This window comes from Novipirellula galeiformis, from assembly GCF_007860095.1.
Classification (GTDB): domain Bacteria; phylum Planctomycetota; class Planctomycetia; order Pirellulales; family Pirellulaceae; genus Novipirellula; species Novipirellula galeiformis.
In genome coordinates, this window is sequence record NZ_SJPT01000008.1 from 81605 (window position 1) to 95567 (window position 13963).

Sequence of the window (13963 nt, forward strand, 5' to 3'; positions counted from 1 at the left end):
ATGGGGGGCTGCGTCCCTTGGTTTGTCGTCCCTTGGTTTGTCCTTTCAACTTGGTTCAATCTATGTCGTTTCGTATTTTCACCACCTCTCTGCTCGTGTTCGCCGTGGGGGTGAGCAGTTTTGTGGGGACAAAAACTTTGGCTTGTCCCTTCTGTAACGCGGTATCCCAAACGCTGCGTCAAGAAATGGCCGTCATGGACGCCGTGGTGATTGCCACCGCAGTCGACCGCGAATCCGCTCGTAACGAAGAAACGGGCGAAGTGCTGATGAAGATCGAAAAGGTGCTCAAGGGCGACACGCTTGTCAAAGTCGGCCAAGAGGTCAATGCGATCTATTACGGCGATGTCAAAGCGGGGCGGTCCTTTATGCTTTCCGGAGTCGATCCCCCTAAAATGCAGTGGTCGTGCCTGCCGCTCAGCGAGCGAGCCGAAGATTATGTGGTGAAACTCACCCAACTGCCTGACGATGACCTGACTCGACTGCGTTTCTATTATCGCTTCCTGCAAGACGAAGAAACGATGCTCTCGCGAGACGCTTACGACGAATTCGCAACGACACCTTACCCGGTGATCAAAGCACTCGCACCGGAAATTGATCACGCCGCATTGGTTAGCTGGATTAATGACCCAGAAGCGACCGTTGAACGCCGCCGCTTGTATCTGACCTTGTTGGGGGTTTGTGGTGACGAAAAGGACCTGCCGATGCTCGAAGCCCAACTTCGCAGCACCCAAAAGAGCTCGCGCAGCGGTCTCGATGCGTTGGTCGCTTGCTATTTGACCCTGTCCGGCGAAAAAGGCCTCCCCGTGATCGACGAACTGTTCCTCAAGAACAGCAAGGCTCCCTACGCCGATACCTACGCGGCGATCATGGCGATTCGTTTTCACGGGACCGAGGGCGAAGTGATCGATCGTAGTGCGTTGGTCGAATCGCTGCATCATGTGCTCGACCGAAAAGACCTGGCCGATCTTGTCATTCCCGACCTCGCTCGCTGGAGCGATTGGAGCCAGGTCGACAAGATGAAGCAGTTGTTTATCGAAGCGGATGCCGACAACAACTGGGTTCGCGTCCCCGTCGTGAACTACTTACGCGCCTGTCCACTGCCCGAAGCGGACGCCGCACTCAAGGAGCTGGAGAAGGTCGATCCCGAAAGTGTCAAGCGAGCCAATACCTTTTTCGCGATTCCCGTTCCTGCCAAGGATACGACGGGCTCTAGTTCTTCGGTTATCCGAAAATCGAAGGATCGTGACTATGCCGTGCTCGGTCCCAATGCAGGCGATTCGAGCTCTCGCGACCGTGGGAGCTTGGCTGGCGCTACGGCCGCCAATTCGCCCGTGCTGGCGGCTTCCTTTGCTGCGAGAACCGGTGCGGTCCCCGCGAACCCTTGGCGGTTGGCTTACGTAGTTTCCTTGGCGCTCTCCACGATCATGATCGGGCAGTTTTTATTGCTTTCCGGTGGTCCCGCCGCTGTCATGATTCCTGTGGAAGGGCCTAAATAAGTTGCCGCGTCTTTCCCGATTCAAAGAAACCAATGTCAGCTGAACTTCAAATGTCATCGTCTAGCGATGCGGTCGATTTCCCGTATCGTGCGGTCAGCCGAGCGGCAATTGCATCGATGATCTTCTTTGTCTTGGCGCTGCCAGGACTGATCCCCACCTTCTCGCCGCTGTTGATTTTGACAGCCGTGGGAGTGGCGGCAGGGATCGTTGGACTGCGAGCCACGAAGCAATTTCCCGACGAATTTGGCGGCGGGGCTCTGGCGAAATTTGGTTTGATCGCAAATGCCGCGTTGCTGCTTTGTGGGGTCTCGCTGCACGTCTATATTTACTTGACGGAAGTCCCCGAAGGCTACACGCGTGTTCCGTTTCAGGAACTCCAACAACCGCAAAGCGTGCCGGACTCGCCGACGCGATTTGCCTATGACATTGACGGCGAAAAAGTCTTTATTAAAGGCTACATTCACCCCGCCTCGGGCGGCGGAGCATTGCGACAATTCATTCTCGTTCCCGACCTCGGGACCTGTTGCTTTGGGGGCCAGCCCAAAAGTAGTGACATGATCGAAGTCACCGTCGCGCATGGGAAAAATGTCAAAGCGGGGCTAACCAAACGAAAACTCGCTGGAAAATTCCAGCTCAATCGCGCTCCCCAGAAGCTGACTGATTTTGACAACAACATCTTCTATCGACTAAAAGCGGACCAAGTCCGCTAGAGTCGGGGCCTGTCCTCGCTCGGCGAGTCACTCGCATTGTCCGACCCCTCCCAAAAAAACGTCGGCCAATCGAACCCCGCGTGTTATCCCTCAACGTGCACTCCCCTTCCAAAGACAAATCGCCATGCCTTGGTACAACACCGCACTTGCCCTCCTGGTCGTCGCCATTCCATCGGTCGTGTGGGCCGATTCACCGAAGTCGAGTGCGAACGAAGGGGCGTCCACGCGGTCCGCTTCCACTTCTCGGGAGAGGCCAATCGAGAAGGTGGCGGGGGTCGTCGAACGCAAAAGCAGTGAGGCGTCGATCGCCAAGGGAGACATTACCTTTGACGATTTGAAGTTTGAAATCGAGAAGGATGCCCCGTTTGCAAAGGAGGCGCTGTCGCAAGACGTCAAGCGACTCGATGGCATCAAGGTCAAGCTGCGCGGCTATATCCTGCCAAGCACCTTGTTCAAGGACACCGACATCAGCGAGTTTGTGCTCGTGCGTGATAACCAGGAATGCTGTTTCGGACCTGGTGCGGCGCTGTTTGATTGTGTGATTGTCGAGATGCTCCCAGGCCAAACGACCGACTTTGTGACCCGCCCGGTGACCGTCGAAGGCAAGTTCAAGATCGATACGGAAAAGTACAAGTATCCCGGCGGCAAAGGCCCTCGCGGGGCAACTCATTTCGCGATCTTCAAGATCGACGGCATGACGGTCAAGTAATCAGCGGGATGCGGATGCTTCGGCATCGCTCACCTGCTAGCCAGGCTGCGTCAATGCGCCGGAGTCATCGGTACAGGACCTAACTACGCCACGTGATTGCGCCGAACTCGGTGTGATCATGCCGCAATCATTGCTTCGGACGCGTCGCCGCGGAGGTGCTGTCACTCAAGGCCCACGTCGCGTTTAGGCAAAATCGCTACATCGCCGTTCGAAGCTGCGTTACTGCATCGGAAGTCAACGGTTTGCCGCCAATTCCCCAGTCCCCGCTGCTGACTTCCTCAACAATCACGACCGTCTTTTCACGTAGGCTTTCGCCCTCTACCGAGACGATCGCATCGGTGACCCTCTCGATTATCTGTTGCTTTTCATCCGCAGAGAAAACGTGTTCGATCACTTTAATGGTTGCAAGTGGCATCTAAAGCACTCCTTTCACGATCGAAGGTCGATTGAATCGCCATCATAATTTTAGGAGATTCAGCGAACGGGGACAAATCGTTGCCGTCTTTTCACGCTCCAAACCATGTGCCTCACATAACTGATGTTGGGTCGGCGTCGTCCACTTGCGGTGTGTATTCGCTTTGCCCGCGCGCCGCATTGAACGCCTAGCGTGTTGCCGGCGTTTCACGACCGAACGGTCCTGCGGGTAGCTCACCACAGGCTTGCAGGGCGAGGACCGCGAAGGCGCTGCCGACATTGGAGATCAGGTTGCCGCAATCTTTGACCGGGGACGGGGTGAACCATTTACCGCTCTCACGCTGATTGGCGTGCATCCATTCGACGCCACGCTGCAACCGCGCGTCGTTCGCTGGCAATCCGAGTTCCCGGGCGATCACGATGATAAGCCCGGTGCCATAGCCATCGCTGGTCTTGGTTTGCAGCGGACGGTCGTCGGGGCGGGCGAGTCCCTTCCAATCGCTCAGTAGTGCGGAGGTGGACCAGCCGCCGTCCTCGAGTTGTAAGGCAAGCAGCTCCTGCAGCGTTGCGTCTGGATTCGTTGGCGATGCCGTCCACTCGCACCGAGCACCACGCGAGCATGGCACGATGGTGTAGCGATTTTGGCGGATTGTCGTCAAAGTACTTGCGCAGCTTTTCAAGACCTGCGCGGGCCTGTGGCGTATCGGCGTACTCGTCCGGGGCGATGCCGACGGTCAGCGCGGCGAGCGTGAGGCCATAGTGATCGTCGATCTCCAATGGCGCGTAATCACAATCGGGCCAATTCCATCCGCCATCGGCTCGTTGGATGGTCCACATGATCTCGAGCGTCTCTCACGCGACATCGCTCAGTTTTCCAGTGGTTTGCAGGTCATTGAAGGTTAACCCCGCAGCGACGACGATCGTCCAAAAACCGTGGCCTTCGGACAGCGTTCGCTGTTGCCAACGCTGCCGGCGATAGTCTTCGTAAAAACGACGAACTTCGCCTGAGTCTGGCTGGATCGTGCTGAGTGCGGGCCGCGCCGCTAGATAGAACAGATTGGTATGGCAGGTTGCGCACTTCTTGGTCTTTTGCCAGTTCAGTGCGGAGCGATCCAGGTATTAAGCAGCGTGGGTCGCGGAATACGCTTTCGCGATCGGCTCGTCGGGCGAGATCTCCGGTAAGCCTTCTTCCACGTCGTTCAGCGTGATCGGTTGTTGGCCGATCGCAGGGACGCCAACAAACATCAGAGCAGCGAAAAACGTCGGTAAAATCGGTCGCATCGCAGCAGGTTCCTTGGCAAGTGAGATGGGGCCAGTATAACGTTTTCTCACCACGCAAACCGATCCATCGCTGTGAAGCGGAACGGCGCACGCGGGCTGTCGATTGGATCGACCGCATGGTCCCCAAGGTGCGACGTGGGTCGTGATTTACCGAGTATCGCTCCAATCTCGCTTGCTGACTCGTAAAGCGTTGCTTACTCGTCAAGCAACGCGGCGATGTTCTCAATCGGACGACCGATGGCCGCTTTTTGGTTGTGAACGACGATTGGACGTTCGATCAACTTTGGATGGGCGGCCAACGTGGCCAGCCACTCGTTGTCGGACAGCGATTTGTCGCCGAGCTGCAGTTCGGCAAACAGTTTCTCCTTTTTGCGAACCAGTTGTTCTGGTTTGATTCCCAGCATCTTGACGATTTTGCCAAGCTCCTTCTCGCTGGGCGGATGCTCCAGGTACTTCACTACATCAAATTGGATTCCACTCGATTGAAGCAGTTCCACCGCTTCGCGAGATTTGGAACAGCGAGGGTTATGGAAAATCGTTGTCATGTTTCGTTGATCAGTAATGAAAGGTTGGCGGGGAAGAAAGGTCAGTGCGGAGATTGCCCGTCCGAACCATCCGGTCGGTCGCAAACCCGCGGTGGTGAACGCCCGATTGTATTCGTAAATCGTGTTTCGGGCAGGGAGTCGGAAAGCGACCGTGTGCGGTGTTGATGTTGTTTCGAAAGCCTGTTTTTGTCGCGGCTCCGGTGCACCGAAGTGATTCTGTCACGCGATGAGACGCGTTGTAATGAACAAGTGCGAGCGGTGCGGGGTGCGTCTGGATTTGCTTGCCCCCTGAAACGGTGGGGTTCTCCTCGCTTGCTTGGACTTGTTGCATTGCGAAACGCCAGCCTATAGATTTGTAGGTGACTTTATGGACCCTATCTGGTCACGTTAGGCAACGTTGACGACCTCAATCTGAATTTAAGGTAACCTCTGGTGCGATTGTTTGCGGTAACTGTATTCATGGCAGCGGTGGTGACTTTAACGGTATCGGGGTGTGGTCCGGCTGCGGACGGGCGCGTGGGGGTTTCGGGAAACGTCACGCATCGCGGTGAACCGCTCCCATCGGGCAATATTCAATTCGTTGCGGTCGATGGATCGCAGATGGCCGGAGCGGCCATTGTCAACGGATCCTACGCCCTTGCCCCGGAGCAAGGCGTGTTTCCTGGCGAATTCACCGTTCGTGTCTCTGCGGCAAGTGAAGATACCGCAGTTCCAGTCCCCGTCGAAGGAGAAGCCCCGGGCGATCCTAGTTTGTTTGCGCCCCGCCAAGAATTGATTCCTGACGAGTACAACGCACGCAGCACGCTATCCACTCAGATCACGAGTGACGGGCCGAACACCTACGACGTCGAGATCCCATAGAGGATGCGAGACATTTTTGAGTAATTGCTTGTTGTTCTTTTTCTTACACTGGACTGAGGTCTGGGAGGCTGAAGATGAAACGTCGAAATGGGTTTACGCTTGTCGAATTGTTGGTCGTGATTGCGATCATTGGCGTCTTGGTCGGGCTACTATTGCCTGCGGTGCAAGCCGCACGCGAGGCGGCGCGGCGGATGCAGTGCAGCAATAACTTGAAACAGGTTAGCTTGGCGATGCACAACTACCACGACTCTTTTGGGTCGTTCCCGGCGGGTGCCTGGGGTTGGGGCTGGGGGACATGGGTCGTTGCTACGCTTCCCTACATTGAACAGGGGAGCTTGTATGAGCTGTATGACCATGGCAAAAAGTATGACATCCCAGATACGTCAGGACGTTATAGCTCGACGACCAATCGGCAAGTGACCGAGCAGCGTCTCAGTGCTCATACTTGTCCCAGCGACATCCCGGGCACTTACTCAGAAATGCCGCTCCATAACTATGGTGCGAACTTTGGCAACACCGATTATGCCCAGGCCGCCAACCTGAATGGCGTCGTGCACGGCGGCGCGCCCTTTCGAGTGGTCAACAACGGTGATCAGGATATTTTCAAAAAGTTCCGCGATGTCATCGACGGCACCAGCAATACTTTTCTGTTTGGCGAAATTTTGCAAGGCTTGGCTTCCAACGATCTTCGTGGGATGTCGTGGTGGGGGATCAATAGCAACTTCACCACCTATCTGCCCCCCAATACTAGTCTGCCCGATCGCTTGCACACGACGAGCTATTTTACAAATCAACCGGAGATGAATCTCCCCTGCGCGGTATCGACGACGACCGATCCCACCATGTTCGCCGCGCGGAGCCGCCACCCCGGCGGTGTTCAAGTCGGGTTATGTGACGGTTCCGTCCGGTTCATCACTGACTCGATCAACTTGAATACCTACCGAGCACTCAGTACCACTCAAGGAGGCGAGGTGGTGGGCGAATATTGAGTCGGCATTCAGCCGCAAACGGCGTCAACCCAACGGGCATCGGAAGCGTCGGCAACGACGCGGGGAAGCAAAGCGGGAAGAGGCGAATCCCCTTGCTTTGCGAATCCCTTGCTTCGCGTGCCCCTTGCTTCGCGAATCCCTTGCTTCGCTTGATAGGCACCGCCGAGGATTTCGCCGACGGGGTTATCTCGCCGGCGGTCTGCTAATCTTTGCGGCCCAAGATCGTTCGCATCGACGAGGAGACGTCCGGGTGTTCATAAACCCGGTCGATCATCTCTGCATAGACTTTGCTGAACCGTTCATTTTCGGCCAGATCGCCAAATACCGACTTCAGTTTCAGGAACGACAATTTGTCATCACCCGTTCCTTTGGCGGCCTTGTGCAAGTCATCTTTTAGCTTGTCCACGATTTCCAGTGGCTTGCCATGCTGGTCCACGCCTCGGTCGCTGTAGAAACACCAAGTGGCGATCACCAACGCCGCATATTGGACGCTGCCACCGCGCTGCAGATTCTCCATGACCGTCGGGATCAAGAACACAGGAAGTTTGCTGGAGCTTTCCAGACAGATCCGTGGAAGGCTGTCTTTAATATTCGGATTCCCGAATCGTTCGATCAGAGTCTCTTTGTAGGCATCCAGATCGATGCCAGCGACGGCGTCCAGCGTGGGCGTCGCTTCGAGGTCCATGAACGCGCGTAGATACGTGGCAAAAAGTTTATCAGTCACACACTCATCGATGGTTTCGTAACCAAAAACCGACCCCAGAATTCCCAGCACGCTATGGCCCGCATTGAGCAACCGGAGCTTCATCGTTTCGTAGGGAGTGACATCGGGGACGAACTGAACCCCGACCTTTTCCCATTCCGGCCTGCCATTGGAAAAGCGGTCCTCGATAACCCATTGGCAAAACGGTTCGCAAGTGACCGGCCATTCATCCTGCAAACCCAATTGATCGCTCAGGTACTTGATATCGGCTTCCGTGGTCACCGGGGTGATTCGATCGACCATTGCATTGGGGAAACAAACCTCGCTCTCGATCCACTCGGCCAGTTCGGGATCCTGTCTGCGTGCAAAACCCAGTAGCATTTTTCGGGTCAGGTTTCCGTTGTGCTGGATGTTGTCGCAGGACTGGACCGTAAATGCTGGCAGCCCCAGGTCTCGCCGTTTTCGTAGGGCGGCCGTTAGGTATCCGAACACCAATTTGGGATGGGTCGGGTTCTCGACATCGTGCTGCGCATCAGGGTTGGTGAAATCGAATTCGCCGGTGTTGGTATCCATGTTGTAGCCGCCTTCGGTGATCGTCAGCGAAACGATTCTGGTATCGGGACTCGCCATGGCGTCGATCACTGCCATGGGGTCGTCACACCCTAATAGGAATCCCATCAGCGACCCCATCACCCGATTTTCGATCTTTCCATCGGCGTGTTTAAGAATCAACGTGTACAGAAAATCTTGCTGCTCGAGCACGGCAGCAATTTTGCGATCCTCTGGCCGCAAGCCGACGCCGCAAATCCCCCACCCCGACGCGTCTCCGGTCTTCAGCAACGCATCGGTGTAATAGGCTTCGTGCGAACGATGGAACCCACCCACCCCCACATGCACGATCCCAGCGGTCAAGCGGCTACGATCGTATTGGGGACAAATGATTTCGCCGGACAGCTGCGGGAGGTTTTTCTGATTCAATGGAGTCGAGTGGTTCATGCGATTCTCGTTGTGTCTTGATAATTCAGGAACGGTTTATTCGGCCAAATGCTTGTTGAGTGCTTTGTCCCGTCGCAGATGCCAATAGGCAAATACGAAATACGTGACCGTGAAAACGAATCCCCAGGTATAAAATGTCGCGGCATTGCTTTGGTAGCTCAGCATGTCCGGACTCCAAAACATGACCTTGATTGCCAGAATCAACGTAAGTGCCAAGCTGGTTCGGGAGACGACACGCAAGCCTTTGGACAGCAGGGAATGATCCTTCACTGGCTCGCCTTCGGTGATCGCTTGCTGGGTCTGGAATTCCTTGATCGCCGTGTTCCTCTCCCGCTCGGCCTGTTCTTCAGCCGGATACTTCTCCGCAGCCCCATACTGCTTTGCCAACACGGTGTACAACAGGATCGTGAAGACCCACGTTGGCAGAAACAGATAGTAAAACGACATCACGTTCATCGCATTCAACCCGAATCCGAACGCCAGCCCGGCGATCCAGGAAGCGACCGCTGGAGTGCTGTGATTCAGCTTGCGGTAGGTCATCCAGTATCGAGTGAACCCGATGCGCGGAAAGAGGACGTGCTCGGCAAATACAATCGCCCCCACCGGCACGACCAATAACCCCGCATACGTCAGCAAGGGAAGCATTTGGCCAAACACAAATGGAAAACAGGCGATCACCACGGTCACACATCCCACCGTGAACGTAACCATTTTACGTGAATGATTGTGGAAGATCGCCTGGGCGGCTAACCCTGCCCGATACAGATTCGCGTTCGCCGTCGTCCAGCCAGCGACAATCACAATTACATATCCCGACCAACCCAAGGCGTTGTACGCTACGTCCCCCGGATCAAGCTGGGCGATGGTCGACTTCAGCAGCACCGCCGCCCCCGCCCCCATGATGCCTGAGGCAATCCAGGCGACATAGTGCCCAAACAGCATCCCCGCACTAGTACACAATCCATAGATCGAACGTTTTGCATAGCGCAACAACGCCATGTCGATCAAACCAAAGTGCGTGATCGTATTGGCCGCCCAGGCGAAGCCGATCACTTCCAACAATCCGATGCCTGGGGCTCCGTTGCTGTCCACTCCGGTCCAAATCGTCTGGTCTCCAATCGTGATGAATTCTCCGATGCTCCACAGTTCGGTGCGGCCCAGCACCGATTCCGCCAGCGCCGGGAACAACACTAACGCACCGCTGATAAACATCACCACCAACCAGGGCCCGCAAATCCCCGAGAATTCGGCAACCGCATTAAAGCCATACATCGCCACCAGCACGACGATCATTCCAACGGCCAGCACGACCAACACGAACAATCCATTGGTGGGATACCACTGCAATTGCGCAGGAATATTGAACAACAGCCGCACCGCTGTGCACGATACCGTAATCATGGCTGCCGAGATGACCGTAAAGATCAGCACGTTGGCCCAGTTGTAGAGGTTGGTCATCGAGTCACCGGCGATCTTGTGCAGATACGTGTACAGACTCAGCCGGGTTTGCACCGCAATCGGCGCGGTAATGAGCGTCCAACTGAGGATCGCCAGCACATTTCCGATCAACAGTCCGATCAGAATGTCTTGCGTCGTCGCCCCCAAAGCGACGAAGGTCGCACCGATCACAAACTCGGTCGCAGCGACATGCTCGGCTGCGTACAGACCGACGAAGTGCGTCCAGCCGTGAAGCTTATGATCGGGAATCGGCAGCTGCTCCGACTTCATACTCGCAATCGACTGCGGGTCCGTGCTGATGCTCATGATGTCGTCATGGGGTGATAAGTAAGATTGGATAAGCCGCGCGGGACACCGGTCGTCGGGGTCTCGCTATCGGGTCATTGTCGCAGGTTCGGTTTCATTACGCCAGTTTCGAGACGTTCGCAAAGTTCCAAGAGAGAGGCAGCATCGTGTTGCTGCTGCTGCGTGGAACACGATTTGCGGCATTCAGGTAATTTGCGGGAGGTTTAGCATTATTTCTCCAACCCATGCATTGTTATGTTCCATCGACGTTGTTTCTCGCTGCTGGCGATTTCTCTGGTCTTATCGCTCCCCTCGTTCGCCCAACCGACCCAACAGCCCAGCGCTGACGATGCGGAGCAGCAAGCCAATGCGCCGGCGGAAACGGTCGCGGTCGCAGGTGTCGTTGACGATGCCGCGATTCGCCAGCGGTTAACAAAAATTTATGACGCCGCCAGCAAAGCGGGATGGTTGACCAACAGCGAAGTCATTCTCGACAGCGGCATCGTCACGCTCAAGGGACAAGCCGACACCGACGAGCACCGCGAATGGGCATCCAATGTCGCGCGAAAGACCGAAGATGTGGTCGCCGTCATCAATGAACTTACCCTCGATGACAGTGTGGATCTGCAAAGCACTCAGGAAGTGGTCCAAAGCTCTCTGACTGTCCTTTGGACTGACTTTCTGAAGCGTTCGCCGTTGTTGATCGCAGCGCTGTTGGTGCTCGTGATCACTTACCTATTTGCCAAAGCGATCGCGTGGATCACCCACCGGTTACTCGACCAACGGGGGATCCGCTCGAGTCTCAAAGACTTGGTGTACCAACTGACGTCCATCGCCGTTTGGATTGTGGGGCTGCTCGTTGCGACGGTGATTGCGTTCCCAGGCATGACGCCCTCCAAAGCGTTGACGGTGCTGGGGCTCGGTTCGGTGGCGATTGGATTCGCCTTCAAAGACATCTTCGAAAACTTCTTCGCGGGAATTTTGATTCTTTGGCGGTACCCGTTTGATCGAGGGGATTTCATTACCTGCGAAGGCCTGACCGGCAAAGTCGAACAGATCACGATTCGCAATACCCTGATTCGACGACTCGACGGCGAGCTAGCCGTGGTCCCAAACGCGACGCTCTTCAAGAACAACGTGGACGTGTTGACGAGCCAACCGCAACGCCGTGTGCGGCTGATCTGCGGCGTTGCTTATGACGAGGACGTCGACGAATCGCGGAAGGTCATCGAATCAGCGGTTCTGTCCTGCGAATCGGTCCAGGGCAAACGGACCGTTGAAGTCTTTGCTCAAGAATTTGCCAATTCCAGCGTCAACTTTGAAGTGGCATGGTGGACGGGATCCCGACCGATCGATATCCGTCGCAGTCGCGATGAAGTCGTCGCGGCCATCAAGCGTGCCCTCGACGATGCCGGTATCGAAATCCCCTTCCCGTATCGAACGTTGACTTTCAAAGACCCCGCGATTGCCCAGGCGATTGGGGCGGCGGTCGAAACCCCGCAGCCCGACGAAGCCCCACAGCCAGACGAGCGCTGAAATAAGGCGGCCCTGAAACGCGGCGGCACTGAAACGCGGCGTCCGGTTCGTCAACCGCCCACCGCGCCGCCATCACGACTGCCTCGCCCCTTTCCCGTACAATCAATCCCTTGCAATCCGTCTTCGCTGAAGACAGGATCGGACCGCGTGGGTCGCACAGTACGTCAATCGCACAGTACGTCAATTGCACAGTACGTCAATTGCACTGTGACCATCCATCCTTTGACCACTCATCCGGCATGTTCCGATTTTATCCCATTTCTCGACTTGCCACTGGAACGCATTTGCCATGTCAAGCTCAAGCAGAATGTCCGCGGCGATCAAGCCATCGTTGATCGTCGTACCGCTGTTTCTATTGCTCTGCGGCGTGGACGCTGCGAACGCTCAAACCAGTGTGGCGGAGACATCGCGTCCCAATATTTTGTTTGTCTTCGCTGACGATTGGGGGCGCCAGGCGAGTAGTTATGCCAGCGTCGATTCGATCAGTCGTGCGGTCCAAACACCCCACTTTGATCGCATCGCCCGAGAGGGAGTGTTGTTTAAGAACGCCTTCGTGAACGCACCGTCGTGTACCCCTTGTCGCAGTTCGTTGGTGTCGGGGCAATACTTTTGGCGGACCGGGCGAGCTGCGATTCTGCAAGGCGCGGTGTGGGACATGACGATTCCAGCTTGGCCACTGTTATTGCGAGACGCGGGCTATCATCTTGGCAAAAGTTATAAAGTCTGGGGGCCGGGAGTGCCTGCGGATGCACCGATCGGCGGCAAGCAGTATGCGTTTGAGAAAGCCGGCCGTCAGATCAACCAATTCTCACAGCACGCAACCCGGTTGGTTGCCAAGGGACAAACGGTGGTCCAGGCCAAGCAGGAATTGTTGGAGCAGGTCCGTGCCAATTTTGCCACATTTTTGTCGCAACGAGATCCCAGCCAACCCTTTTGTTTTTGGTACGGGCCCACCAACGTGCACCGCAAATGGGTGCGCGGTTCTGGCAAGTCGTTGTGGGGGATCGATCCTGATGCGCTCCAGGGAATGCTACCGCCATTTTTGCCTGATGTTCCGACGGTGCGTGAGGACATCGCGGACTACCTGGGCGAAGTCCAAGCGTTCGATGCCTCATTGGGGGTGTTGTTGCAGGAATTGGCCCAATCGGGAATGTACGACAATACGATCATCGTCATTAGCGGCGATCATGGGCCAGCGGGTTTCCCACACGGAAAATGCAATTTGTACGATTTTGGGACGCGGGTCAGCTTGGCGGTGGCGGGGCCGAAAGTGCCGGGGGGACGCGTCGTCGATGATTGGGTCAGTCTGCCCGATTTGGCTCCCACCTTTCTCGAGGCCGCCGGGGTGGAGATTCCCAGCGTGATGACAGCCCAGAGTTTGTGGCCCGTGTTGCAAGCGACCACGCAGGGACAGGTCGATCCGGATCGCAAGCAGGTCTTTATGGGACGCGAACGGCATGTGGAAATGGCACGCCCTGGGTATCGACCCTACCCGCAGCGTGCCATTCGCACGCCCGACCATGCGCTGGTGATCAATTTCAAACCCGATCGTTTCCCATTGGGCGATCCCTACCGGCTCGATAGCGATAATCCGCCGACGACCCAGCAGGTACAGGAGAAAACCTTTGTAACATTGGCGGATGAGGATGCGGGCCCGACCAAGGCGTGGTTGGTCGATCATCGTAACGACTCGCAGTGGAAGCCCATTTACGAAAATGCGTATGGCAAGCGTCCGCGCGAAGAGTTGTTTGACATGCGTACCGATCCCCATCAAATGCACAATGTGGCTGGCGATCCCGCCTATGCAGACGTGCTGAGCGAGTTGCGTGACCGTTTGATGGACGAGCTCCGTCGCAGCGGGGATCCGCGAGTCGTAAACGATGGCGAGTTTTTCGAAACGCCTCCGATGGCCGGCCCGCTGCCCGACGATGTGCCTCATCCCAATCGCAAGCTGAAGTGATGGGGCGCGATGCTAGGAAT

General features: G+C 56.1%; 13 protein-coding genes. 7 read left to right on the forward strand and 6 right to left on the reverse strand.

Annotated features, from left to right (window positions below):
• Positions 1-62 precede the first annotated feature (62 nt).
• The 3 genes from Pla52o_RS19990 to Pla52o_RS20000 all read left to right on the forward strand — a co-directional run bounded on the left by Pla52o_RS19990 (position 63) and on the right by Pla52o_RS20000 (position 2915).
• On the forward strand, positions 63-1496 hold the full coding sequence (locus Pla52o_RS19990) for a hypothetical protein (RefSeq protein WP_146596408.1): 1434 nt from the start codon (positions 63-65) through the stop codon (positions 1494-1496).
• A gap of 32 nt (positions 1497-1528) precedes the next feature.
• A complete protein-coding gene (locus Pla52o_RS19995) occupies positions 1529-2206 on the forward strand; it encodes a DUF3299 domain-containing protein (protein ID WP_146596409.1) in 678 nt (225 codons plus the stop codon).
• A gap of 124 nt (positions 2207-2330) precedes the next feature.
• Positions 2331-2915, forward strand: a complete 585-nt coding sequence (locus Pla52o_RS20000) for a DUF3299 domain-containing protein (RefSeq protein ID WP_146596410.1) — start codon at positions 2331-2333, stop codon at positions 2913-2915.
• Between the two features lie 196 nt (positions 2916-3111).
• On the opposite strand, the gene Pla52o_RS20005 is transcribed toward Pla52o_RS20000, so the two are convergent.
• The 4 genes from Pla52o_RS20005 to arsC form a co-directional block, all read right to left on the reverse strand.
• Positions 3112-3330, reverse strand: coding sequence for a tautomerase family protein (locus Pla52o_RS20005; RefSeq protein ID WP_146596411.1), 219 nt, complete (start codon positions 3328-3330; stop codon positions 3112-3114).
• A 187-nt stretch (positions 3331-3517) separates the two neighbouring features.
• The gene (locus tag Pla52o_RS27780) at positions 3518-3988 is read right to left on the reverse strand and encodes a hypothetical protein (RefSeq protein ID WP_315852966.1); all 471 of its coding nucleotides are present in this window, start codon (positions 3986-3988) and stop codon (positions 3518-3520) included.
• 460 nt (positions 3989-4448) lie between these two features.
• Positions 4449-4661, reverse strand: a complete 213-nt coding sequence (locus Pla52o_RS27785) for a hypothetical protein (protein ID WP_315852967.1) — start codon at positions 4659-4661, stop codon at positions 4449-4451.
• A 143-nt stretch (positions 4662-4804) separates the two neighbouring features.
• Positions 4805-5155 carry an arsenate reductase (glutaredoxin) gene (arsC, locus tag Pla52o_RS20015; protein ID WP_146596412.1) on the reverse strand — a complete coding sequence of 117 codons (351 nt, stop codon included), beginning with the start codon at positions 5153-5155 and terminating at the stop codon, positions 4805-4807.
• 432 nt (positions 5156-5587) lie between these two features.
• Here arsC and Pla52o_RS20020 point away from each other — a divergent pair, with 432 nt between their 5' ends.
• Together Pla52o_RS20020 and Pla52o_RS20025 are read left to right on the forward strand one after the other, a co-directional pair.
• Entirely contained in the window at positions 5588-6016 is a 429-nt protein-coding gene (locus Pla52o_RS20020; protein WP_146596413.1) for a hypothetical protein, read from the forward strand.
• 74 nt (positions 6017-6090) lie between these two features.
• The gene (locus Pla52o_RS20025; protein WP_146596414.1) at positions 6091-7005 is read left to right on the forward strand and encodes a DUF1559 domain-containing protein; all 915 of its coding nucleotides are present in this window, start codon (positions 6091-6093) and stop codon (positions 7003-7005) included.
• Between the two features lie 202 nt (positions 7006-7207).
• Here the strand turns inward: Pla52o_RS20025 and Pla52o_RS20030 are convergent, their stop codons facing one another.
• Positions 7208-8704 carry a mannitol dehydrogenase family protein gene (locus Pla52o_RS20030; RefSeq protein ID WP_146596415.1) on the reverse strand — a complete coding sequence of 499 codons (1497 nt, stop codon included), beginning with the start codon at positions 8702-8704 and terminating at the stop codon, positions 7208-7210.
• 36 nt (positions 8705-8740) lie between these two features.
• Positions 8741-10468 carry a purine-cytosine permease family protein gene (locus tag Pla52o_RS20035; RefSeq protein WP_146596416.1) on the reverse strand — a complete coding sequence of 576 codons (1728 nt, stop codon included), beginning with the start codon at positions 10466-10468 and terminating at the stop codon, positions 8741-8743.
• Positions 10469-10702: 234 nt separating this feature from the next.
• On the opposite strand from Pla52o_RS20035, the gene Pla52o_RS20040 reads away from it, so the two are divergent.
• On the forward strand, positions 10703-11983 hold the full coding sequence (locus tag Pla52o_RS20040) for a mechanosensitive ion channel family protein (RefSeq protein WP_146596417.1): 1281 nt from the start codon (positions 10703-10705) through the stop codon (positions 11981-11983).
• A 289-nt stretch (positions 11984-12272) separates the two neighbouring features.
• A complete protein-coding gene (locus tag Pla52o_RS20045) occupies positions 12273-13943 on the forward strand; it encodes a sulfatase family protein (protein WP_231612496.1) in 1671 nt (556 codons plus the stop codon).
• The last annotated feature ends 20 nt before the right edge of the window (positions 13944-13963 follow it).

Coding starts and splice junctions, on each gene's coding strand:
- arsC (WP_146596412.1), bottom strand. CDS start 5,155: ATGACAACGATTTTCCATAACCCTCGCTGTTCCAAATCTCGCGAAGCG.
- Pla52o_RS20000 (WP_146596410.1), top strand. CDS start 2,331: ATGCCTTGGTACAACACCGCACTTGCCCTCCTGGTCGTCGCCATTCCA.
- Pla52o_RS20030 (WP_146596415.1), bottom strand. CDS start 8,704: ATGAACCACTCGACTCCATTGAATCAGAAAAACCTCCCGCAGCTGTCC.
- Pla52o_RS20005 (WP_146596411.1), bottom strand. CDS start 3,330: ATGCCACTTGCAACCATTAAAGTGATCGAACACGTTTTCTCTGCGGAT.
- Pla52o_RS20035 (WP_146596416.1), bottom strand. CDS start 10,468: ATGAGCATCAGCACGGACCCGCAGTCGATTGCGAGTATGAAGTCGGAG.
- Pla52o_RS20025 (WP_146596414.1), top strand. CDS start 6,091: ATGAAACGTCGAAATGGGTTTACGCTTGTCGAATTGTTGGTCGTGATT.
- Pla52o_RS19990 (WP_146596408.1), top strand. CDS start 63: ATGTCGTTTCGTATTTTCACCACCTCTCTGCTCGTGTTCGCCGTGGGG.
- Pla52o_RS20045 (WP_231612496.1), top strand. CDS start 12,273: ATGTCAAGCTCAAGCAGAATGTCCGCGGCGATCAAGCCATCGTTGATC.
- Pla52o_RS19995 (WP_146596409.1), top strand. CDS start 1,529: ATGTCAGCTGAACTTCAAATGTCATCGTCTAGCGATGCGGTCGATTTC.
- Pla52o_RS20040 (WP_146596417.1), top strand. CDS start 10,703: ATGTTCCATCGACGTTGTTTCTCGCTGCTGGCGATTTCTCTGGTCTTA.